This window comes from Pseudomonas sp. AP19, from assembly GCF_001728855.1.
Lineage (GTDB): Bacteria > Pseudomonadota > Gammaproteobacteria > Pseudomonadales > Pseudomonadaceae > Aquipseudomonas > Aquipseudomonas fluorescens.
In genome coordinates, this window is sequence record NZ_LXJP01000004.1 from 61,369 (window position 1) to 82,934 (window position 21,566).

A 21,566-nucleotide genomic window follows, 5' to 3' on the forward strand; every position below is an offset into this window, starting at 1 on the left:
ATTTTATGCGTATCGCTTCCCGTGTCATCGGCGGTGTCCTCGCCGTCACCCTGCTGAGCCAACTCACGGCCTGCGGTTCGATTTTCTACCCCGACCGCCGTGGCCAGATCGACGGCAAGATCGACCCGGCGATTGCCGTGCTCGATGCCGTTGGCCTGCTGTTTTATGTGATCCCGGGGTTGATCGCATTCGGCGTCGACTTCGCCACCGGCGCGATCTATTTCGAGCCAGGCAAAACCGCGCAAGTCGCGCCAGAGAAGTTGCATGAAGCCATTGGTGCCGACGGCAAAGTCGACAACGCCAAGCTGCAAACCATCATCCAGAAAGAAACCGGTCACACACTGCCGCTGGATGACCCGCGCATGATCCAGTTCAAGGGCAGCGTGCAACAACTCGCGTCCCTGGGCCTGCAACCTGCCGCTTGAGGATTCGACCCGCCTATGACCAGCAGCCCCGAACACGCAAGGCTCTTGCGCCTGGCCACCCGCGCTTCGGTGGGCGTGGCCTGTGCGCTGATTATCACCAAGGCCATCGCCTGGTGGCTCAGTGGCTCGGTGAGTATGCTCGCCGGGTTGACCGACTCACTGCTCGACGGCGTGACGTCGCTGCTGAATCTGCTGGCGGTGCATTACGCACTGCGCCCGGCCGATGACGATCACCGCTATGGGCATGGCAAGGCGGAATCACTGTCGGGCATGGCTCAAGCACTGTTTATCGCCGGCAGTGCGCTGCTGATTGCGTTCCAGGCGTACCAGCGTTTGCAGCATCCTGAACCGGTCGGCGCACCGTGGTTGAGCATCGGCGTGATCGTGTTTTCACTGGTGATGACCGTGGCGTTGCTGATGCTGCAACACCGCGTGATTCGCGAAACCGGCTCCAACGCGGTGCGTGCCGACTCGTTGCATTACCGCTCGGACTTGATGCTCAACGGCAGCATCCTGGTGGCCTTGGTGTTGGCCGGTTTTGGTTTCCATCAAGTCGACGCGTGGTTCGGCCTGGGAATTGCCGTCTACATTTTGTGGAGTGCGATCCAGATCGCCCGGGAAAGCTTTGCGGTGTTGATGGACGAGGAACTGCCGCCGGACGTCAGCCAGCACATGCTGGAACTGGCGCGTGGCGTCCCCGGCGTGCTGGGTGCCCATGATTTACGCACGCGGATCTCCGGCAGCCATTGGTTTGTGCAACTGCATCTGGAATTGCCCGGCGAATTGACGCTGTCAGTGGCCCATGGCATCAGCGACCAGGCCGCCGATGCCATTCACAAAGCCTACCCTCGGGCCGAAGTGCTGGTGCACGCCGACCCGCGGGAAGTCGTCACGGGCGCCAAGGCCTAATACTGCACCTGATAGCCACGACTGGTCAGGCAGTTACCCTGGGCCTGGCGGTAGGTTTGCACCACCGCCGGGGCCGGGGCGTAGGAGACCGCCTGCGGATCGAAACCACTTTGCTGCACCGCCCAGCGATAACAGTCGTAGCCATCCTGCTGCACCTGGGCCGGTGATTGGCCGTTCGCCGGATAGGCGACCACGTCATAACCATTGCCTTGCGGTGCGGGTTGCGGCGCCGGCACTTCTGTCGGCGGTTGCACCACCACGTACTGCTGGGTACTGCTTTCGTAGGTGTAATAGGCACCGGCGGCGAGGAAAAACAGCGCGCTGCCCACCCACACTTCCCGCGCATAGTCCGGCAGGTACTGCACACGGATGCCGTAGGGCGGCGTCACCACCACGTAACGCGGGCCTTGCGGGCGATACCAGTAGCCGCCAGAGAAGAAGTAATCCTGGCCACGGTAGGGCACGCGGTAGTTACGGTCGGGGAAGCGATCAACCATATGGCCGGGGCGATATTGCGGCCCCGGGCCCCAGCCGTTGCCGTGCCCATCAGGGCGACCTGGCCAGCGGTTGTCATTGGGGTGGCCATTGAAGCCGCCACCTGGGCGTGCGCCATTCCCTGCCTGCCAATGCGGGTTGCCGTCGTTGCGGCGCGGGATGTCCTGATAGTTGCCCTGGCGCGGCTCCTGGGTTTGCCGAACCGTGTCCGGGCGACCTTGAATCGGCAGATTATTCGCCGGTTGCGGTGCTGGCCGAGGCGGCTCGGCACCTTGCGGGCGACCTTGCCACTGCCCGCCGCCGTGCGGCGCTTGCTCGGCGCGATCAAAGTGCTGGTTCTGCGGGCGCGGCTGATGGTTCTCGAACTGTGGGTTCTGTGGCCGCGGCTGGTTATTCTCCGGGCGCGGTTGATTGTTCTGCGGGCGCGGTGGGTTATTTTGCGGGCGCGGCTGTTCGTTACCTTGCCGCCCGCCTTCCGGGCCTCTTTCATGCTGACCGCCGCCTTCTGAGCGCGGGTCGTCGGCCATCACTTGCGTGCCGACGGTGACCATCAGCAAACCTACACCTGCCATACGCCAGATGCGCTTCATGCTATTCCTCACTGCGGATTAGGGCCTCGAGTGTCCGGCCTCATAGTATGAGACTGGAAAAGCCTCACCCGGTTCTGAGACAGGTTATCAGTCACGAGAACTTTGTTTGCAGATAAAGAGAGGCAGGTAAAACCCACGCAAAAGAAAAGGGGTGACCCGTCGGCCACCCCTTGAGAATTTCGTCCTGGCTCAACGCTTTTGACGTTGGCTCACCTCACGCCGTCTTGTGGACAGTGTGCAGCCTGGAGGCCGGCTCAACCCTGCTGGGGTGGCGGCCGCAGCGGGCCTGATTGGGCTGGCTGCAGTGGACTGTTGTCCAGGCGGTGATTCTGTTGGTAATCATAGGCCCGACGCGCCGATAGATGATTGCGAAGATTGCGTCAATAAACAGTGCTTGCGCAATTTTTAACCCTTCATAGATAATTCGCCGCAATAGTTACGACAAAGGCCAACCCAATGAGCAAGCTTGACCGATACGACCTGAGTATTTTGGCGGAATTGCAGCGCGACGCGAGGATCTCCAACCAGGAGTTGGCCGAACGCATCGGCTTGTCGCCGTCGCCCTGCTCGCGCCGGGTCAAGCAGTTGGAAGATGACGGCTACATCGCACGCCAGGTCGCCCTGCTCGACCGCAAGATGCTCGGTTTGAGCCTCACGGCCTATGTGCTGATCGGCATGGACCGCCACACGCCCGAGCGGTTCGAGAACTTTGAAGCCGCGATTCGCACGCTGCCGCAAGTGCTGGAATGCAGTCTGGTGACCGGGATGGATGCTGACTATCAGTTGAAAGTGGTGGTGCCGGACATGGATCACTATCAAAAACTGCTGCTGGGCCACCTCACCCGCATTGAAGGCGTGACCAGCGTGCGCTCCAGCTTTGTGCTCAACCAGGTATTGAACAGCACCGAGCTGCCGCTGACGCACCTGCGCACCTGATCTCAAACACACTGAAGATCCCCTGTGGGAGCGGGCTTGCTCGCGAATGCGGTCTGTCAGTTAATGAATAGGTGGCTGACCCACCGCATTCGCGAGCAAGCCCGCTCCCACATTTGGACTGCACTTCGACTCAGGTCAATATTGCGTCTGTAACGCTGCCGTATACTTGCCCGCCTGCCCTGTCGGAAAAAGCCCATGAACAACATCGACCCTGCCCTGTTTGAAGAATGGATGATGACCGGCCTGGTCACCATTCTGATCATTTTCATGGGTTTTATCGTCTGGGACCTGGCGAAGAAGTCCAAAGCCGGGCGCTTTGGCTCGTTCATTCTGTTTTTTGTGCTGGGCCTGGGCGTGGCGGCGTTCATCATCAAAAGCGTGGTGATCGGCCTGATCGAGTCCGGCGCGCTATAACCGCGCCGGCACTTCCTTCCATTGGCCTTGATCCAGGCCATCAATCGACCACTCGCCGATACGCACGCGCACCAGGCGCAAGGTCGGCAAGCCCACCGCAGCGGTCATGCGCCGTACCTGGCGGTTACGCCCTTCGCGAATCACCAGCTCCAGCCAGTGCGTCGGCACGCTTTTACGGAACCGTACCGGCGGGTTGCGCGGCCATAGCTCGGGCTCCTCCAATTGCCGAGCTTCGGCGGGCAAGGTCATGCCGTCGTTAAGCTCCACGCCGTCACGCAGGCGTTGCAGTTGCTCTTCGGTGGGCTCGCCTTCGACTTGCACCCAATAGGTTTTCGCCAGCTTGTGCTTGGGGTCGGCAATCCGCGCCTGCAGTTGGCCATCGTTGGTCAACAGCAACAGGCCTTCGCTGTCACGGTCCAGGCGGCCCGCCGGGTAGATGCCGGGGATGTCGATAAAATCCTTGAGGGTCGCGCGCCCGCCTTCGTCGCTGAACTGGGTCAGCACGTCGAACGGTTTATTGAACAGCACCAACTTCGGCTCGGCCGGTGGCGCTTTGGCGACACGACGCGCTGCGGAGTAAGGCGGTTTCACGCCAGGGCGGCGCGAATCGGGACGGGAGGGACGGGACATGGCAAAGGAACATCTAACGGTCAGGACCGACAATGCTAGTGGCCTGACCGTTAAATGACCATCCCAACCGCTTAGCGGAACGGCGGTTCGTCGAAACTGCGCAGTTTGCGCGAGTGCAGCGAGTTGAGTTCGGTGCGCAACAGGTCCACCGCCTCGATGCCGATCTTCAAGTGCTGGCTGACCGCACGTTCATAGAACGCGTTGGCCGAACCCGGCAGCTTGATTTCGCTGTGCAGTGGTTTGTCCGAAACACACAGCAACGTGCCGTACGGCACCCGCAAGCGATAACCCTGGGCGGCGATGGTGCCGCTTTCCATGTCCACGGCCACCGCGCGGGACAAGTTGATCAGCGGCCGTTCCTGGGCCCAACGCAGCTCCCAGTTACGATCGTCGTAGGTCAGCACGGTGCCGGTGCGCAGGCGTTTTTTCAGCTCTTCGCCTTTTTCGCCGGTGACATTCGCCGCCGCTTGCTGCAAGGCCATCTGCACTTCGGCCAGGGCCGGGATCGGGATGTTCGGCGGTACCACGCGGTCGAGAATCCCGTCGCGGCGCATATAGGCGTGGGCCAGTACGTAGTCGCCGATGGTCTGGGATTGGCGCAGGCCGCCGCAGTGACCAATCATCAGCCAGCAATGTGGGCGCAGCACCGCAAGGTGGTCGGTGATGTTTTTTGCGTTGGACGGGCCGACGCCGATATTCACCAACGTCACGCCGTGGCCGTCAGTGGCCTGCAGGTGATAGGCCGGCATCTGATAACGATGCCAGACCACGCCGGCAGCAATTGCCGACGCTTCGCCGTGATCCATGCTCTTGTCGATGATCACGTTGCCCGGCAGCACCATGCGGATAAACCGTGGGTCACTGCGCAGTTGCTCCAGGCCATGCAGGATGAACTGGTCAACATAGCGGTGGTAGTTGGTCAGCAGGATCCACGGCTGCACATGGCGCCAGTCACTGCCGGTGTAGTGCACCAGGCGGCGCAGGGAAAAGTCCACGCGGGCGGCATCGAACAGCGCCAGCGGCAGCGGGTCGGTGTTTTCCCAGTCGTAGAGGCCGTCGGCAATGCCATCGGTGGCGGCGGACAAATCGGTGCTGGGGAACACGCGCGCCAGGGTCGCGGCAGTCACGCCGGAGCCGGCCAATTCGTCGCCCTGCTCCACCACATACGGGTAGGGAATGTTCTGCTGGCTGACGCCGACTTCCACCGTCACGGTGAAGTCGTGCATCAGCGGCACCAGTTGCTCCAACAGGTATTTACGGAATGCCGCCGGATGGGTAACGGTAACGCTGTAGGTCCCCGGCAGCTGGACTTTGGCATACGCGCGGGTGGTCTGTGGGACTTCGCCGTGGCAGTGGTAGGTCAGGCGCAGTTCAGGATAGCGGAACAGTGCGCGTTGTTCGGCATCGGGTTCGACGCGGTCCTTGAGGTATTGCTTGAGGGCTTGATTGAGCGCGCCGGTAGCACGCTCATGAAGAGCCGCCAGCCGATCCACGGCTTCTTCAGCGGTTTGAACGACAACAAAAGCTTCGGTCACGGTAAGCATCCTGTGTTCTGACGTGCAGACCTTTATCTTGCCTGTATCCCGGCCTCACTGAAACAGTGGAATTGGATTGCGATCAATGTGGGAGCGGGCTTGCTCGCGAATACGGTCTGTCAGTTGCTGAATAGGCGACTGATACAGCGCATTCGCGAGCAAGCCCGCTGCCACATTTTGAGCGAGTTTAGTCAGCGGTTTGGGGTCGAGCGGGCGACAATCGCCTCAACATTCACACCGCGCGGCAAAGTGCCGTACACCCGACCGGACGACTCGCCCAGTCGGCTGGCAATAAAACCATCACTGACCGCCGCATTCCCGGCCTCCAGCAACAGCTTGGCCTGCAACGCCACGGCGATGTCCTCCGTCAATTGGCGCGCACGGTACTGGATATCCTGAGTGTCCATGAAGGCCGACTTCAACGCTTCGATGTGCCGCGCCACGTGTTTGTCGCCATGCCCACTCCCCAACTCGACAAACAGTGCCTCCAGCACACCCGGCTCTTTGGACAGCGCCCGCAGCACGTCCAGGCACTGAACATTGCCGGAGCCTTCCCACGTCGAATTCACCGGCGCCTCCCGGTACAAGCGCGGCAGAATGCTGTCCTCAACATAGCCCGCGCCGCCCATGCACTCAGCGGCCTCGTTGATCATCGCCGGCGCGCGCTTGCAGATCCAATACTTGCCCACCGCCGTCACCAGCCGGGCGAATTTGGCTTCCTGCTCGTTATCAAGGTGATCCAGCGCGCGCCCCATGCGCATGCTCAGGGCCAGCGACGCTTCACTTTCCAGGGCCAGGTCGGCCAGCACGTTCTGCATCAGTGGCTGTTCACTGAGGACGCGGCCGCCGACCAAACGATGGGCACAATGATGGCTGGCCTGGGTCAGCGCCTGACGCATCAACGCGCTGGAGCCCACCATGCAATCGAAACGGGTCATCGCGACCATTTCGATGATGGTCGGCACACCACGGCCCTCTTCGCCGATCATCCAGGCCAGGGCGCCACGAAACTCCACTTCGCTGGAGGCGTTGGAGCCGTTGCCGAGTTTGTTTTTCAAGCGCTGGATGTAGAACTCGTTGCGTGTGTCATCCGGGCGGTGCCGGGGCAGCAGGAAACAGGTCAAGCCTTTGTCGGTCTGGGCCAGGGTCAGGAACCCGTCGCACATCGGCGCCGAGCAGAACCACTTGTGCCCCACCAGTTCATAGGCTTGCCCAGGGCCGCCCGCGCCCACGGGGTAAGCACGCGTGGTATTGGCGCGCACGTCGGTGCCGCCTTGTTTCTCGGTCATGGCCATGCCAATGGTGGCGCCGGCTTTGTGGGCGATACCGACGTTGCGCGGGTCGTATTCGGTGTTGAGGATTTTCGGCAGCCAGGTCTGCGCCAGATCCGGTTGCAGGCGCAGCGCCGGGACGCAGGCGAACGTCATGGTCAGCGGGCAACCGGTGCCGGCTTCGGCCTGGCTGTGCAGGTACGTCATGGCGGCGCGGGCCACATGCGCGCCCGACTGCGGATGGACCCAGGGCAGCGACGGCAGGCCATGCTCGACGGCCGTGCGCATCAGTTCGTGATACGCCGGATGAAACTCCACCAGGTCAATACGATGGCCATAACGGTCATGGCTGTTGAACACCGGTTTGTTCTGGTTCGCCAGGAACCCGGCCGCCATCAGTGGCCCACCCGCCAGCGCGCCATACGCGTCGATACGCGCCTCGGCCCAGCCGGCGCCATAGCGGCGCGACCACTCTTGCAGCGGCAGGTCGATGCGGTACAGGTTGGTGCCGTCCAGGGACGGCGGCTGGTTGGTGACGTCGTGGGTTTCGGCGAACTGATGCAGGTTCATGACGGGCCTCCTGGAAAAGGCCACGTGCATTGAGGCCTGGATTTCAGTTAAGCACCGTCATCCGGCTTAAAAAAGTGGCATACGCGCCTAATGTCCGGCGCTTTCGCCCTCTAACGGGCACAGCAGAAGGCGCTCCAGCACGCCCTGCAACGCCTCGAAACGCACCGGCTTGCTGAGACGATCTGTAACGCCTACGCCATGACAGCGCTCGCGATCCGGGGCTTGCAGCGAGGTACTCAGGGCGATCACCGGCAGCTCGCCGCAGCCGGGCAGCGCACGAATCTGACAGCACAGAGAGAAGCCGCCTTCAGGCACATCGAGCAGCACCGCATCAAATGTTTCAGCCTGCAACAGGGTCAGAGCGGCCGCACCGTTGTCCACGGTTTTCACCCGGTAACCCAGCTTGAGCAGCATGCCGCGCACCGCCAGTTGGCCCACGCTATTGTCGTCCACCAACAGCACCGTGCAATCCTGTGCGGCGCGCTGGGTGAGGGGCACCTGCCCCGCCGGCTTTGGCTCAAGCGGCACCGGGCTGACGCTCACGTCCAACTGGAAGCGGCTGCCCTTGCGCGGCTCGGAATGGTGGGTCAGGCGCCCACCGAGCAGCTCGATCAACTGCCGGCAAATCGCCAGGCCGATCCCCAGGCCGCCGTATTCACGGGTGGTCGAGCCGTCGAGCTGGAAGAAGCGCTGATAAAGCGTGGCCTCGTCGAGAAAGGCAAAGCCAATACCACTGTCGGTCACAATAAAGCTCAGGCACAGCCCGCCATCACTTTGCGGCACACCCACCACGCGCAAGCGCACAGCGCCTTCGTGGGTGAACTTGAAGGCATTGTCGAGCAGGCAGTCCAGGCAGTGGATCAGTTTGTCCGCATCGCCGATCACCCGGTCCGGCAGCTCGTCGGCCACGTCGATGGAAAATGCCAGGCCTTTGCTCTGGGCGCTGGCGCAGAATTGTTGACGCAAGGTGTCGAGCGCGCCACGCAGGCTGAACACCTGGGGCTGGGCCGTGAGGCGTCCGGCCTGCAACTCGGTCAGCGTGAGTATGCCGTTGACCATACGCATCATGTCCCGCGCGGAGCCGGCGGCGGTTTGCTGGTACTGGGCCAGGTCCTCGTCCAGCGGCACGGTTTGCATCAACTCCAAAGAGCCGATCACGCCGTTCATGGGGGTGCGCAGCTCGTGGGTCAGGGTGGCGAGGAACTCGTCTTTCAGCCGGTTACTGCGCGCCAATTGCTGGTTGAGCACTTCAAGCTTCTGGCTGGCGTCGAACAGAATCTGCGCCTGCTGTTCGCGCATGCCGTTGATGCGATCCGCCAAGGCCAGGGAAAGCAGTGCCACTTCGATGGCCGAGCCGAGTTGGCTGGCGTACATGGTGAGGAACATATTGGGCAGGTAACCCAACACCATCAGCGTGTTGACCACCCCACCCAGCAGAAACGCCGACCAGGCAATGATGAAATAGCGCGCCATGCGCTGGCCGCAACACCAGGCCTTGATAGCAGCAATAAAGATGGTCACGGTGAACACCAGCGCCAGGCCGGTGGCCAGGCGCAAGGCCACGGCGTAGCTGGTCAACAGCGCCAATACCATCACCACGCCACCGCAAGCAGCCAGGGTCAGCAATATGCGATTGAGCCAACGACTGTGTTGTGCGGTGTGCAGGAAGCTGCGGGCAAACAAGCTGCCGAACAGCGCCGCCGACCCGATCAGGAACGGCACCGCCGCGTTCGCCCACCACGGGTTGTTGGGCCAGAAGTACTCCACGGCCACGCCATTGACCGACAGCTGGTAAACGCCAAACGAGGCGATATAGAGGATGTAATAAAGGTAGCTGGTGTCGCGCACGCTCAAGTAGATGAACAGGTTGTAGACCAGCATCCCCAGCAAGACGCCATAGATTGCGCCCAACACATACAGGCGCAGAGGCTGTTCTTCAAGGTAGGCAGTGGCGGACCAGAGCGTCAATGGGGCCTGGATCGAGCCTTGGCTTTGCAGGCGCAGGTAGACGGTGTGTTGCTGGTTGGGCACAAAGTTGAGCTTGAACAGGTAGTTGCTCGCCCGTACTTCACGGCTGGAAAACGGCAACGTGCTGCCGGTGCGGGTGGCCAACCGGTAGTTGCCGGTGCCGTCGTTCTGGTACAGGTCCAGATGATTCAGCGGTGGGTATGCCAGCTCCAGAAACCAGGTGCGTGGCGCGCGGGGGTCAGTGGCGGTGTAATGCAGGTCGACCTTGAGCCAGAACACCGAACGCGAATAACCGGCGTTGAGGGTGGCTTTGTCATGGGGTTTGAATTGAGCAGCGTAAGCGGGGGAACTGACGTCAGCGATGGTGAGGGCGTCGGTGGGGTCTTCGAGCACTTGCATGACCCGGCCCAGCGGCAGGCTTCGCGTGCCCTGGTTGAACTCGACGGCGCCGGCGAGCATCGGCAGCCCGCACAATAATAAGATCAGCAAATAGCGCATAAAGCCCCAGCGTGGCCTGCCCGGTTGTGTCAAAAGCCCCCCATTCCTTTTGAGTAGACGTACACCGGCGATACAGTAGTTTGTTTGGATCCACTTTAGCATAGCCGGTAGAGGCCATTGGACACCATTGAAATAATTTTTTGAAAGGCTCTAAACCGGGCCTTTCAGCGCGTTTTTTAAACGAAAAAACAACGCGTAAACAGCGCTAAACACGCCCGGGCAGACACCGAAATTTCCCCTTCGCCCAACAGCCACGCAAAAAGCGTTTGGTGGTAAGCTCGCGCACCATGAATATCTACAGCTCTCGCCCCGTTGTCCTCTGTCTCTCCGGCCATGATCCCAGTGGTGGCGCCGGCTTGCAGGCAGATATCGAAGCCCTGCTTGCCCAAGGCTGTCATGCGGCACCGGCCGTCACCGCGTTGACCGTGCAAAACACCGTCAATGTCATCGACTTCCGTGTGCTCGACCGCGAGTGGGTAATGGCCCAGGCCAATGCCGTGCTCGGCGACTCCGAAGTGGCAGCCGTAAAGCTCGGCATGCTCGGCTCCACCGCGATGGTCGACACCGTGGTCGAACTGCTGCAGGCGCACCCGCACCTGCCGGTGGTGTGCGACCCGGTGCTGCGTGCCGGCGGCGGTGGCAGCCTGGGCAAGGACGAAGTGGGTTACGCCATGCGTGAGCGGCTGTTACCGCTGTCGTTGATCGCCACGCCCAACTTGCCGGAAGCGCGCATTCTCGCCGAGTTGCCAAATGGCACGGCCGACGAGTGCGCCGAGAAGCTCTTGCCGTTTATCAAGCACCTGCTGATTACCGGCGGCCACGGCGACGAGCATGAAGTGCACAACCGCCTCTACAGCCGCGATGGCACACACCAGACCTTCACCTGCCAGCGCCTGCCCGGCAGCTATCACGGCTCAGGCTGCACGCTCGCCAGCGCGTTGGCCGGTCGGATCGCTCAAGGCGAAGGCCTGGTCAGCGCCGTGCAATCGGCGCTCAACTACACTTGGCGCACCCTGCGTGACGCTGAACAACTCGGCCAGGGCCAGTTTGTGCCGCGCCGGCTGCCGCTGGATTTCTGCTCGTAACTTTGTGCTTTTAACAGCAAGAGGCCTGCCCCATGAAACTACGTGGCCTTTACGCCATTACCGACAGTCAACTGTTGGCCGGCAAATTCCTCGCCTACGTCGAAGCGGCGCTGGACGGCGGTGTGACCCTGTTGCAGTACCGCGACAAAAGCAACGATGAAGCCCGGCGCTTGCGTGAAGCGGAGAAACTGCGAGAGCTGTGCTCGCGCTACAAGACGCAACTGATCATCAACGATGACGCCGAATTGGCCGCGCGCCTGGGCGTTGGCGTGCACCTGGGCCAGACCGACGGCCCGCTGACTCCGGCCCGAGCATTACTGGGGCCCAAGGCGATCATCGGCGCTACTTGCCACAGCCAGATCGAACTGGCCGAACACGCCGCCAAAGAAGGCGCCAGCTACGTCGCCTTCGGTCGCTTCTTTAACTCCAGCACCAAGCCCGGCGCACCCGCCGCCACTGTTGAAATGCTGGCCCAGGCCCGCGCGCGCCTGCAACTGCCGATCTGTGTGATTGGCGGCGTCACCCTGGAGAACGCCGAACCGCTGGTGGCCCACGGTGCCGACCTGCTCGCCGTGGTGCACGGCCTGTTCGGTGCCGACAGCACCCAGGAAGTCACCCGCCGCGCGCGCGCGTTCAACGATCTTCTTAAGTATTCAGTTTAGAGAGCCCGATCATGTCCCGTTCCGAAACCCTGTTTGCCAATGCCCAGAAACACATCCCCGGCGGTGTGAACTCCCCCGTGCGTGCGTTCAAGAGCGTGGGCGGCACGCCGTTGTTCTTCAAGCACGCCGAAGGCGCGTACGTCACCGACGAAGATGACAAGCGCTACGTGGACTATGTGGGCTCCTGGGGCCCGATGATCCTCGGCCACAGCCATCCGCAGGTGCTGGACGCAGTGCGCCAGCAGTTGCAACACGGTTTGTCCTATGGCGCCCCGACCGCCATGGAAACCGAGATGGCCGATCTGGTGTGCGCGATCGTGCCGTCGATGGAAATGGTGCGCATGGTCAGCTCCGGCACCGAAGCCACCATGAGTGCGATTCGCCTGGCCCGTGGTTTCACCGGCCGCGACAGCATCATCAAGTTCGAAGGCTGCTACCACGGCCACTCCGACAGCCTGCTGGTGAAAGCCGGCTCCGGCCTGCTGACCCAGGGCGTACCGAGTTCGGCCGGTGTACCGGCAGCGTTTGCCAAACACACTCTGACCTTGCCGTTCAACGACATCGCCGCCGTCGAGCAGATGCTCAGCGAAGTCGGTCAAGAGGTAGCGTGCATCATCGTCGAGCCGGTCGCCGGCAACATGAACTGCGTACCGCCAGCGCCAGGCTTTCTTGAAGGCCTGCGCGAACAGTGCGACAAGCACGGCGTGGTGCTGATTTTCGACGAAGTGATGACCGGTTTCCGGGTTGCCCTCGGTGGCGCCCAGGCTTATTACGGTGTCACGCCGGACCTGAGCACCTTCGGCAAGATCATCGGTGGCGGCATGCCGGTGGGTTGCTTCGGCGGCAAACGCGAAATCATGCAGCACATCGCACCGCTGGGCCCGGTCTACCAGGCGGGCACCCTGTCGGGTAACCCACTGGCCATGGCCGCCGGCCTGACCACCCTGCGCCTGATCAGTCGCCCGGGCTTCCACGCCGAACTGACGGACTACACCACTCGCCTGCTGGATGGCCTGCAACAGCGCGCCGATGCGGCCGGCATTCCGTTTGTCACCACTCAGGCGGGCGGCATGTTCGGCCTGTACTTCAGTGGCGCCGACGATATCGTCACTTTCGATGACGTGATGGGCAGCGATGCCGACCTGTTCAAGCGCTTCTTCCACTTGATGCTGGAAGGCGGCGTTTACCTGGCACCGAGCGCCTTCGAAGCCGGCTTCACGTCGATCGCCCATGGCGAAGCGGAGTTGAAACTGACCCTGGATGCTGCCGAGCGCGCCTTCGCGGCCCTGAAGTAAGGGGCAGATAAATCTGACGTTGCCCCTGGCAGCGTCAGATTTGCTACCTTGCCTAAAGAGATTTCCTACTTTTTTCGAGAAATCGCCTGCAATCCGGCAGATAACTTGCCTACGCAGCAGAAAAACGAGTAAAGACTTTGTAAGCAGGGGCCTGCTTATTTCATAATGCGCGCTTATTGGACTCCACGAGGGTCCGCGTGCCCCGTCAGAGGTAAGTCGATTCCCATGAAACGCACCGGCCGCACCCTGGTTCTGGGCTGCCTGTTGCTCCTTCAGCCGCTGCTGGCACATGCACAAGCAGGCGGCAACTCGTTGTTAATCCCAGCGATGGGTCGTTGCACCCTCAATACCCAGCCAGACAGCCAGGCCGAAGCCCTGAGCGCGTGCCAGAAACAGGCTGACGGCGGGGATGCGCAGGCGCAATACGAGTTGGGCCAGTACTACCACGACGAAAAAAACCCTGCCCGCGACCTCAACAAAGCCCTGAGCTACTTCGAGAAGGCTTCGTTGCAGGGCCACGCCCAGGCGCAATTCCAGCTGGGCAACATGTTCTTCAAAGGCGAAGGCGTGCCGGCCAACAACGTCCAGGCGTACATTGTGCTGAAAATGGCGGCGGTCAACGGTGCGGAAGACGCGCTGGACACGGCCGACGAAGTCGCCGAGCACATGCAGCGCGATGAGCTGGAATTGGCCACCCAAGTGTTGGGCCAGATTTTCCGCAATTATCTGCAGGAATTGCAGAGTGCCGATGGGCGTTCGCCCTTCTCACCACTGCCTTAATTCTTCAGTGCCTGTTTAGGCCTGCTCGGTCTAACGCCTTACTTCTCAGGCATCGGCATCGGAAACGGCATGACATTGCTGGTGCCACGGGCCTCGCTGATCTTCGGCGTGCCCAGGCGCTCCACTTCGTCGATGCGCACAATCGAATGCATCGGCACAAAGCTGCGCACCACGCCTTCAAACTGCGCCTTGAGTTTTTCTTCGCCCGGGTCGACGACCAACTGGGTGCGCTCGCCAAAGACGAACTCTTCCACTTCCAGGAAGCCCCACAGATCACTTTGATAGATCTGCTTGGCGTACATTTCGAACACCTGGCCCTGGTTAAGGAAAATCACCTTGTAGATTGGAGCTTCACGTTTCGTCATGGTGGGCGAATAACACATCGGGGATATAAAAGAGGGCGCGAACTATAGCATGGCACCCGATGCACAGCGCTAGGAACCAATGGGCATGCCCCCTATAATGCGCGGTTCTTTACCACCAGTTGACGATTCCCATGGCCAAGAAGCTTTACATCGAAACCCACGGTTGCCAGATGAACGAGTACGACAGCTCGCGCATGGTCGATCTGCTGGGCGAACACCAGGCCCTGGAAGTCACTGCCCGCGCCGAAGATGCCGACGTAATCCTGCTCAATACCTGCTCGATTCGCGAGCGGGCCCAGGACCGTGTGTACTCGCAGCTGGGCCGCTGGCGCGAATTGAAACTGGCCAACCCGGAGATGGTGATCGCCGTCGGTGGTTGCGTGGCCAGCCAGGAAGGCGCCGCGATCCGCGACCGCGCGCCGTATGTCGACGTGGTGTTCGGCCCGCAAACCCTGCACCGCCTGCCGGAAATGATCGACGCCGCGCGCATCACCAAGCTGCCGCAGGTCGATGTGTCGTTCCCCGAAATCGAAAAATTCGACCATTTGCCCGAGCCACGCATCGATGGGCCGAGCGCTTATGTGTCGGTGATGGAAGGCTGCAGCAAGTACTGCACCTTCTGCGTAGTGCCTTACACCCGTGGCGAAGAAGTCAGCCGGCCGTTTGACGACGTGATGTCGGAAATCATCCACCTGGCCGAAAACGGCGTGCGCGAAGTGACCCTGCTGGGCCAGAACGTCAACGGCTATCGCGGCCAGACCCACGACGGGCGCTTGGCCGACCTGGCGGAGCTGATCCGCGTGGTTGCCGCCGTTGATGGCATCGAGCGCATCCGCTACACCACTTCGCACCCGCTGGAGTTCTCCGACAGCCTTATTCAGGCACACGCCGAGGTGCCGGAGCTGGTCAAGCACCTGCACTTGCCGGTGCAGTCAGGCTCGGACCGTATCCTGTCGGCGATGAAGCGCAACCACACCGCGCTGGAGTACAAATCCAAACTGCGCAAATTGCGTGCGGCAGTGCCAGGTATCTGCATCAGCTCGGACTTCATCGTCGGCTTCCCCGGTGAGACCGAGAAAGACTTCCAGCAAACCATGAAGTTGATCGAGGACGTCGGCTTCGACTTCTCATACTCGTTCGTCTACAGCCAGCGCCCGGGCACCCCGGCCGCGGACCTGCTGGATGAGACGCCGGAAGCGCTGAAAAAAGAGCGCCTGAATGCGCTGCAACACCGCCTGAACCAACAAGGCTTCGAGATCAGCCGACAAATGGTCGGTTCGATCCAGCGGATCCTGGTCACCGACTACTCGAAAAAAGACCCGGGCGAGTTGCAAGGCCGTACCGAGAACAACCGAATCGTCAATTTCCGTTGCGACAATCCAACCCTGATCGGCCAGTTTGCCGACGTACACATTGATGCGGCGCAACCGCACTCGCTGCGCGGCTCGCTGGTGCAGTAACCCACCCATATTTCTGACTGATTGAGATCAAAATGTGGGAGCGGGCTTGCTCGCGAAGGCGGTGGATCAGTTGATACATGTATTAGCTGACCCACCGCCTTCGCGAGCAAGCCCGCTCCCACATAGGAACTGCGCTGAACTCGCGCTATATATAAGTGCTTTCGCACGCCGAGCGCTGGCGTTATCCTCTCCTTCACCTAAACAGCCAAAGGGCGGCTAAAAGCAACCTTGAACGCACCCATAGCAGAACCCCATCGTTTTATCCTCGAACCTTTTGAGGCTCGCCGTTTCGCCAACCTGTGCGGACAGTTCGACGAGCACCTGCGCCTGATCGAACAACGCCTGAGCATCGAGATCCGCAACCGCGGCAATCAGTTCGAGCTTATTGGTGAACCCCAGCACACCACGTCTGCAGAGAACCTGCTCCGCCGCCTCTACCGCGAAACCAAGGGTAGTGAGCTGTCGCCGGAGACCGTGCACCTGTACCTGCAGGAATCTGCCGTGGAAGACCTGGCCAACAACCCGGTGGCCGAAGCCAGCGTGGCCCTGCGCACCAAAAAAGGCATGATTCGCCCACGCGGCTTGAATCAGCAGCGCTACGTCAAAGAAATTCTCGGCAACGACATCAACTTCGGCATCGGCCCCGCGGGTACCGGCAAGACCTACCTGGCCGTGGCCTGTGCGGTGGATGCCCTGGAGCGCGAGCAAGTTCGCCGCATCCTGCTGGTGCGCCCGGCGGTCGAAGCCGGCGAGAAGCTCGGCTTCCTGCCCGGCGACCTGGCCCAGAAGATCGACCCGTACCTGCGCCCGCTCTATGACGCGCTCTACGAGATGCTCGGCTTTGAATACGTGGCCAAGCTGATCGAGCGTCAGGTCATCGAGATCGCCCCGCTGGCTTACATGCGCGGCCGTACATTGAACAACAGTTTCATCATTCTCGACGAAAGCCAGAACACCACCGTCGAACAGATGAAGATGTTCCTCACCCGTATCGGTTTCGGCTCCACCGCCGTGATCACCGGTGACGTCACCCAGGTCGACCTGCCCAAGGGCACCAAGTCGGGGCTTGCGCAGGTGATCGAAGTGCTCAAGGACGTGCCGGGCATCAGCTTCACGCATTTCATGCCTAAAGACGTGGTGCGCCACCCGCTGGTGCAGCGCATTGTCGAGGCCTACGAGCGCTTCGACCACAAGGACGACGCACCCGCCAAGGACGTTCGCCGCGATGCTTGAGCTTGACCTGCAGCTGGCCACCGAAGCGCCCGCCCCCAGCGAAGAACAGTTCCGTCAATGGTGCGCACTGGCCCTGCGCCAGCGCACCGCCGACTCCGAACTGACCATCCGCCTGGTGGACGAGCCCGAAGGCCGTGAACTGAATCACACCTGGCGCCAAAAGGACTACGCGACCAACGTGCTGTCCTTCCCCGCCGACGTACCGGATGAGTTACTGGACATCCCCTTGCTGGGCGATCTGGTGATCTGCGTCGAGGTGGTGGAACGCGAAGCGAAGGAACAAGGCAAGGAACTTGAGGCCCACTGGGCCCATCTAGTCATCCACGGCTGCTTGCATCTCTTGGGTTACGACCATATAGACGATGACGAAGCCGAGGAAATGGAAACACTGGAACAAACGTTGCTTGCTGAATTGGGTCACCGCGACCCTTACGCTGACGACGAAAACTGAAACGACACCTTACTGACACAACAAAGGATTTAGAGTAATCGCTATGAGCGAAGACCGATCGAGCAACGGGCAGAAGTCATGGCTGGGTAAACTGACCCAGGCTTTTGCCCACGAGCCGAAAAACCGCCAGGAGCTGCTGGAGCTGCTGCGCGAGGCTCATCAGAACAAGTTGCTGGACAGCGAAGCACTGGCCATCGTCGAAGGCGCCATCCAGGTGGCTGACCTGCAAGTTCGGGACATCATGGTCCCGCGCTCGCAGATGATCAGCATCAAGGCGACCCAGACTCCACGGGAATTCCTCCCGGCCGTGATCGATTCGGCGCACTCGCGCTACCCGGTAATCGGTGAAAGCCATGACGACGTCATGGGTGTCCTGCTGGCCAAGGACCTGCTGCCGTTGATCCTCAAGGAGAACGGCGACAACTTCAACATCAAGGACCTGCTGCGCCCAGCCACCTTCGTGCCTGAATCCAAGCGCCTGAATGTGCTGCTGCGCGAATTCCGCGCCAACCACAATCACATGGCCATTGTGATCGACGAATACGGTGGCGTAGCGGGCCTGGTGACCATCGAGGACGTGCTGGAACAGATCGTCGGCGATATCGAAGACGAGCACGACGTCGAAGAAGACAGCTACATCAAGCCTCTGCCCAGCGGTGACTTCCTGGTCAAGGCACTGACGCCGATCGAAAACTTCAACGAGTTCTTCGACAGCGAATTCTCCGACGATGAGTTCGACACCGTCGGTGGCCTGGTGATGAGTGCGTTCGGGCACCTGCCCAAGCGTAACGAGACCACCGAGATCGGCGCGTATCGGTTCCGCATCCTGAATGCCGACAGCCGCCGGATTCATCTGATTCGCCTGACACCGATTGCCCGCTAAGGAAGGGGTGGGTCATTAGCTGTTTCCTGTGTCGCATTGCCCCTTAGAGCGGGCCAGGCAAGGCGCAGGCCAGAGGAAATGGCATTCCCTTTTCAAAGCCTGCAACGCAGCATGGCCCGTTCTAAGGGGCAACCCGAAGGGCCGGGCCTGCTGCGGAACAGGGCTGCGTTACTCGTCATTCATTTGGAACAACCAAACCACACTCCTCGCGCCTGCCCTGTGTCGCAGCAGGCCCGGCGCGACACAGGAAATAGCTGATGACCCACCCCGACATGCGCCGTCTCACTGCTCCCGGCTGGCCCGGCAATTTGCTGGCCGTGGTGGCCGGCGCCATCACGACCCTGGCGCTGGCGCCGTTCGACCTGTGGCCATTTGCACTGGTGGCCGTCGGCGTGTTCTATATCGGCCTGCGCGAGCTGACTCCCCGTCAGGCCCTGGGCCGTGGCTGGTGTTTCGGGTTCGGCCTGTTTGGCGCTGGCACCAGTTGGATCTACTACAGCATCCACCACTTCGGCGGCGCTTCGGTGTTGCTCGCTGGCTTTTTGATGCTGCTGTTTACCGCTGCGATTGCCTGGTTCTTCGCCCTGCCCGCCTGGTTATGGGCACGCTGGCTGCGTCGTAATGAAGCGCCGCTGGCCGATGCGCTGACGTTTGCTGCGCTGTGGGTTGGCCAGGAAGCGTTTCGTGGCTGGTTCCTGACCGGTTTCCCATGGCTGTACTCCGGCTACAGCCAGCTGGACGGCCCACTCACCGGCCTCGCGCCGCTGGGTGGGATGTGGCTGATTTCCTTCGCCCTGGCATTGACCGCTGCCGTGCTGTGCAACCTGCCGCGCCTGCTGGCGAGCAAGCGCAACGGTTTTATCGGTGCGGGCCTGGTGCTGCTGGTTGCGCCGTGGGCCATCGGCTTGGCACTCAAGCATCATGCCTGGACGACGCCTTCTGGCGCTCCCCTGAGCGTGGCCGCGGTGCAGGGCAATGTCGAACAAAGCATGAAGTGGGACCCTGAGCAGCTCAATGCGCAGTTGGCGCTGTACCGCGACATGAGCTTCAGCTCCAAGCGTGTCGATTTGTTGGTGTGGCCGGAAACCGCCGTACCGGTGCTCAAGGAATCCGTCGAAGGCTACCTGGGCATGATGGGCAAATTCGCCGCCGACCGGCACACCGCGCTGATCACCGGCGTGCCGATCCGCCAGGAAGTGCACCACCAGAAGCGCTACTACAACGGCATTACCGTGGTTGGCGAGGGCGAAGGCACTTACTTGAAGCAGAAGCTGGTGCCCTTTGGCGAATACGTGCCGCTGCAAGACATGCTGCGCGGGCTGATTGCCTTCTTCGACTTGCCGATGTCCGACTTCGCCCGTGGCCCGGCCGATCAGGCGATGCTGCAAGCCAAGGGCTATCAGATTGCGCCGTTCATTTGTTATGAAGTGGTGTACCCGGAATTTGCCGCCGGCCTGTCGGCCCAGAGCGATCTGTTGCTGACGATCAGCAACGACACCTGGTTCGGCCGTTCCATCGGCCCACTGCAACACCTGCAAATGGCGCAGATGCGCGCACTGGAAGCGGGTCGCTGGATGATCCGCGCGACCAACAACGGTGTCACCGGCCTGATCAACCCGTTTGGGCAGATCACCGAGCAGATCCCGCAGTTCGAGCGCGGGATTCTCTACGGTGAAGTGGTGCCGATGCACAACCTGACGCCGTACCTGCAATGGCGCTCGTGGCCGCTGATCATCGTGTGCCTGGGCTTGTTTGGCTGGGCGCTGCTGGCGGGTCGGATGTCCAAAACGGTTTAACAGACACTGCAAAACCAATGTGGGAGCGGGCTTGCTCGCGAACGCGGGGTGTCAGTCACTGTATGGGCTGGCTGAACCACTGCATTCGCGAGCAAGCCCGCTCCCACATTTTGAATTGCGGTGCTATCGGTAAAACAACCGATACCCCACCTGCCCCACCGCCTCATTGATCAACTGCCCGCTGCGCCACACCGACACAAACTCAGGCATCCAGCCGCCCAAGGGCCGGGCATTGTCCACGCCCAAAAAGCCCACCGGCCCCGGCACCACAGTGAAACCGGCCTTCTCAAAGCTCCAGACCGCGCGCGGCATGTGCCAGGCCTGGGTCACCACCACCACACGCTTGATGCCTTGCGGCAACAGAATCTCGGCGCTCATCTGCGCGTTTTCCCAGGTGGTACGGCTGCGCTCTTCCTTCCAGCGTACCGTAACGCCGAAGTCATCCTGCATCGACACCGCCATAAGCTCAGCCTCACTCGGCGGCGTGCCATAGTGCAAGCCGCCGCTGGTCAGCACCGGCAACCCGGACGCCTTGGCCAGACGCGCCGCATAACGCTGGCGCTCAAGCCCGATCCCGGTGGGTTGGTCGGTGCCCCATGCGGGGTCACCGCGTTCACGCCCGGAGCCCAGCACCACAATCGCATCGGCGCGCTGGGCCAGCGTTGCCCACTCTTCGCGGGCCAAGGGCGGTTCGGTTTCAAGGGCATGTGCGCCCCATTGCACCACCACCGGCAGGCTGATCAGCCACATCCCGCCCAACCCCACGGCGAAACAAAAGCCTGCCAGGCGCGGGCGACTTTTGCGAAACCACCAGGCAAACACCAGCAACAGCAAAAAAATACCGGGCGGCAGCAGCAACTGTTTAATGAAATAACGAAAAGGCATCGGGCATCTCCAAAGATGCCCGAAGCCTAGATGCAACGGGGTTCAGCGACAATCTTTACGCGCCTTTTTAGATAAGGCTGACGGCTAACACTGTGTGTCACTTGCAGCGTACGGCCCGGTGTTTTTCGGAGCCGCGACCGGCAGCCACGTCTTTCAGCCAGATCACCTTGGCCGAACGCGAGGGCACTTGAACAGGCGGGGAAGCCTGCTCCCGAGAGGCACGGTGGTGATTCAATTCCAGGTAGACCTTGATCAATTCAAGTTCTGCCTGGCTCAAGCCTCGCAACTCCAGTTCCAAAGGCCGTTCATCACGCAATCGGCCTGCGGTTCTTGCAGCATCCAATGCCCGACCCAAACGGTCGATCAATCCTTCGTACAACTGCGGTTTCGTTAGAGTTCGCTGCGATTCAACCATCCCTCACCTCATTGA

At 61.3% G+C, this 21,566-nt stretch carries 21 protein-coding genes; 13 read left to right on the forward strand and 8 right to left on the reverse strand.

Annotated features, from left to right (window positions below; translation table 11 throughout):
- Window positions 1-5 precede the first annotated feature (5 nt).
- A complete protein-coding gene (locus tag A7D21_RS05430; RefSeq protein ID WP_053258151.1) occupies window positions 6-425 on the forward strand; it encodes a hypothetical protein in 420 nt (139 codons plus the stop codon).
- 15 nt (window positions 426-440) lie between these two features.
- Window positions 441-1,334 (forward strand): cation diffusion facilitator family transporter, encoded by an 894-nt coding sequence (locus tag A7D21_RS05435; protein WP_069551215.1) that lies wholly within the window; start codon window positions 441-443, stop codon window positions 1,332-1,334.
- On the opposite strand, the gene A7D21_RS05440 is transcribed toward A7D21_RS05435, so the two are convergent.
- Window positions 1,331-2,419, reverse strand: coding sequence for a DUF6515 family protein (locus A7D21_RS05440; protein ID WP_069551216.1), 1,089 nt, complete (start codon window positions 2,417-2,419; stop codon window positions 1,331-1,333). The genes A7D21_RS05435 and A7D21_RS05440 overlap by 4 nt on opposite strands.
- Window positions 2,420-2,875: 456 nt before the next feature.
- Here A7D21_RS05440 and A7D21_RS05445 point away from each other — a divergent pair, with 456 nt between their 5' ends.
- Both A7D21_RS05445 and A7D21_RS05450 read left to right on the forward strand, forming a co-directional pair.
- A complete protein-coding gene (locus tag A7D21_RS05445) occupies window positions 2,876-3,355 on the forward strand; it encodes an Lrp/AsnC family transcriptional regulator (RefSeq protein WP_003194418.1) in 480 nt (159 codons plus the stop codon).
- 204 nt (window positions 3,356-3,559) lie between these two features.
- A complete protein-coding gene (locus tag A7D21_RS05450; protein ID WP_025999909.1) occupies window positions 3,560-3,769 on the forward strand; it encodes a DUF2788 domain-containing protein in 210 nt (69 codons plus the stop codon).
- Here the strand turns inward: A7D21_RS05450 and A7D21_RS05455 are convergent.
- The 4 genes from A7D21_RS05455 to A7D21_RS05470 all read right to left on the reverse strand — a co-directional run bounded on the left by A7D21_RS05455 (window position 3,764) and on the right by A7D21_RS05470 (window position 10,241).
- On the reverse strand, window positions 3,764-4,399 hold the full coding sequence (locus A7D21_RS05455) for a pseudouridine synthase (RefSeq protein WP_053258154.1): 636 nt from the start codon (window positions 4,397-4,399) through the stop codon (window positions 3,764-3,766). The two genes, A7D21_RS05450 and A7D21_RS05455, sit on opposite strands and share 6 nt — an antisense overlap.
- Window positions 4,400-4,470: 71 nt before the next feature.
- Window positions 4,471-5,943, reverse strand: a complete 1,473-nt coding sequence (amn, locus tag A7D21_RS05460; RefSeq protein ID WP_162232034.1) for an AMP nucleosidase — start codon at window positions 5,941-5,943, stop codon at window positions 4,471-4,473.
- 182 nt (window positions 5,944-6,125) lie between these two features.
- Window positions 6,126-7,775 (reverse strand): acyl-CoA dehydrogenase family protein, encoded by a 1,650-nt coding sequence (locus tag A7D21_RS05465; RefSeq protein ID WP_069551217.1) that lies wholly within the window; start codon window positions 7,773-7,775, stop codon window positions 6,126-6,128.
- An 87-nt stretch (window positions 7,776-7,862) separates the two neighbouring features.
- Window positions 7,863-10,241 carry a hybrid sensor histidine kinase/response regulator gene (locus A7D21_RS05470; protein WP_069551218.1) on the reverse strand — a complete coding sequence of 793 codons (2,379 nt, stop codon included), beginning with the start codon at window positions 10,239-10,241 and terminating at the stop codon, window positions 7,863-7,865.
- Window positions 10,242-10,528: 287 nt separating this feature from the next.
- On the opposite strand from A7D21_RS05470, the gene A7D21_RS05475 reads away from it, so the two are divergent.
- The 4 genes from A7D21_RS05475 to A7D21_RS05490 all read left to right on the forward strand — a co-directional run bounded on the left by A7D21_RS05475 (window position 10,529) and on the right by A7D21_RS05490 (window position 14,063).
- Window positions 10,529-11,326: a hydroxymethylpyrimidine/phosphomethylpyrimidine kinase gene (locus A7D21_RS05475; RefSeq protein ID WP_053258158.1), complete on the forward strand. Its 798-nt coding sequence runs from the start codon at window positions 10,529-10,531 to the stop codon at window positions 11,324-11,326.
- A 32-nt stretch (window positions 11,327-11,358) separates the two neighbouring features.
- Complete coding sequence (gene thiE / locus A7D21_RS05480; protein WP_069551219.1) at window positions 11,359-11,988, forward strand: thiamine phosphate synthase; 630 nt, start codon at window positions 11,359-11,361, stop codon at window positions 11,986-11,988.
- Between the two features lie 11 nt (window positions 11,989-11,999).
- Window positions 12,000-13,283, forward strand: a complete 1,284-nt coding sequence (gene hemL, locus A7D21_RS05485; RefSeq protein WP_069551220.1) for a glutamate-1-semialdehyde 2,1-aminomutase — start codon at window positions 12,000-12,002, stop codon at window positions 13,281-13,283.
- A 225-nt stretch (window positions 13,284-13,508) separates the two neighbouring features.
- Window positions 13,509-14,063: a tetratricopeptide repeat protein gene (locus A7D21_RS05490; RefSeq protein ID WP_053258161.1), complete on the forward strand. Its 555-nt coding sequence runs from the start codon at window positions 13,509-13,511 to the stop codon at window positions 14,061-14,063.
- A 38-nt stretch (window positions 14,064-14,101) separates the two neighbouring features.
- Here the strand turns inward: A7D21_RS05490 and A7D21_RS05495 are convergent, their stop codons facing one another.
- Window positions 14,102-14,428 (reverse strand): DUF1820 family protein, encoded by a 327-nt coding sequence (locus A7D21_RS05495; protein ID WP_003194436.1) that lies wholly within the window; start codon window positions 14,426-14,428, stop codon window positions 14,102-14,104.
- A 131-nt stretch (window positions 14,429-14,559) separates the two neighbouring features.
- On the opposite strand from A7D21_RS05495, the gene miaB reads away from it, so the two are divergent.
- The 5 genes from miaB to lnt all read left to right on the forward strand — a co-directional run bounded on the left by miaB (window position 14,560) and on the right by lnt (window position 20,251).
- Entirely contained in the window at window positions 14,560-15,888 is a 1,329-nt protein-coding gene (gene miaB, locus A7D21_RS05500; protein WP_053258162.1) for a tRNA (N6-isopentenyl adenosine(37)-C2)-methylthiotransferase MiaB, read from the forward strand.
- Between the two features lie 228 nt (window positions 15,889-16,116).
- Window positions 16,117-17,121, forward strand: a complete 1,005-nt coding sequence (locus A7D21_RS05505) for a PhoH family protein (RefSeq protein WP_053258163.1) — start codon at window positions 16,117-16,119, stop codon at window positions 17,119-17,121.
- Window positions 17,114-17,572 (forward strand): rRNA maturation RNase YbeY, encoded by a 459-nt coding sequence (gene ybeY / locus A7D21_RS05510; RefSeq protein WP_053258164.1) that lies wholly within the window; start codon window positions 17,114-17,116, stop codon window positions 17,570-17,572. The genes A7D21_RS05505 and ybeY overlap by 8 nt, the downstream gene beginning before the upstream one ends.
- A gap of 43 nt (window positions 17,573-17,615) precedes the next feature.
- Window positions 17,616-18,455, forward strand: coding sequence for an HlyC/CorC family transporter (locus A7D21_RS05515; protein WP_015373027.1), 840 nt, complete (start codon window positions 17,616-17,618; stop codon window positions 18,453-18,455).
- Window positions 18,456-18,727: 272 nt separating this feature from the next.
- Window positions 18,728-20,251, forward strand: coding sequence for an apolipoprotein N-acyltransferase (gene lnt, locus A7D21_RS05520; protein ID WP_069551258.1), 1,524 nt, complete (start codon window positions 18,728-18,730; stop codon window positions 20,249-20,251).
- Between the two features lie 123 nt (window positions 20,252-20,374).
- On the opposite strand, the gene A7D21_RS05525 is transcribed toward lnt, so the two are convergent.
- Both A7D21_RS05525 and A7D21_RS05530 read right to left on the reverse strand, forming a co-directional pair.
- Window positions 20,375-21,136, reverse strand: a complete 762-nt coding sequence (locus tag A7D21_RS05525; protein WP_053258165.1) for a YdcF family protein — start codon at window positions 21,134-21,136, stop codon at window positions 20,375-20,377.
- A 97-nt stretch (window positions 21,137-21,233) separates the two neighbouring features.
- Window positions 21,234-21,551 carry a hypothetical protein gene (locus A7D21_RS05530; RefSeq protein ID WP_053258166.1) on the reverse strand — a complete coding sequence of 106 codons (318 nt, stop codon included), beginning with the start codon at window positions 21,549-21,551 and terminating at the stop codon, window positions 21,234-21,236.
- Between the last annotated feature and the right edge of the window lie 15 nt (window positions 21,552-21,566).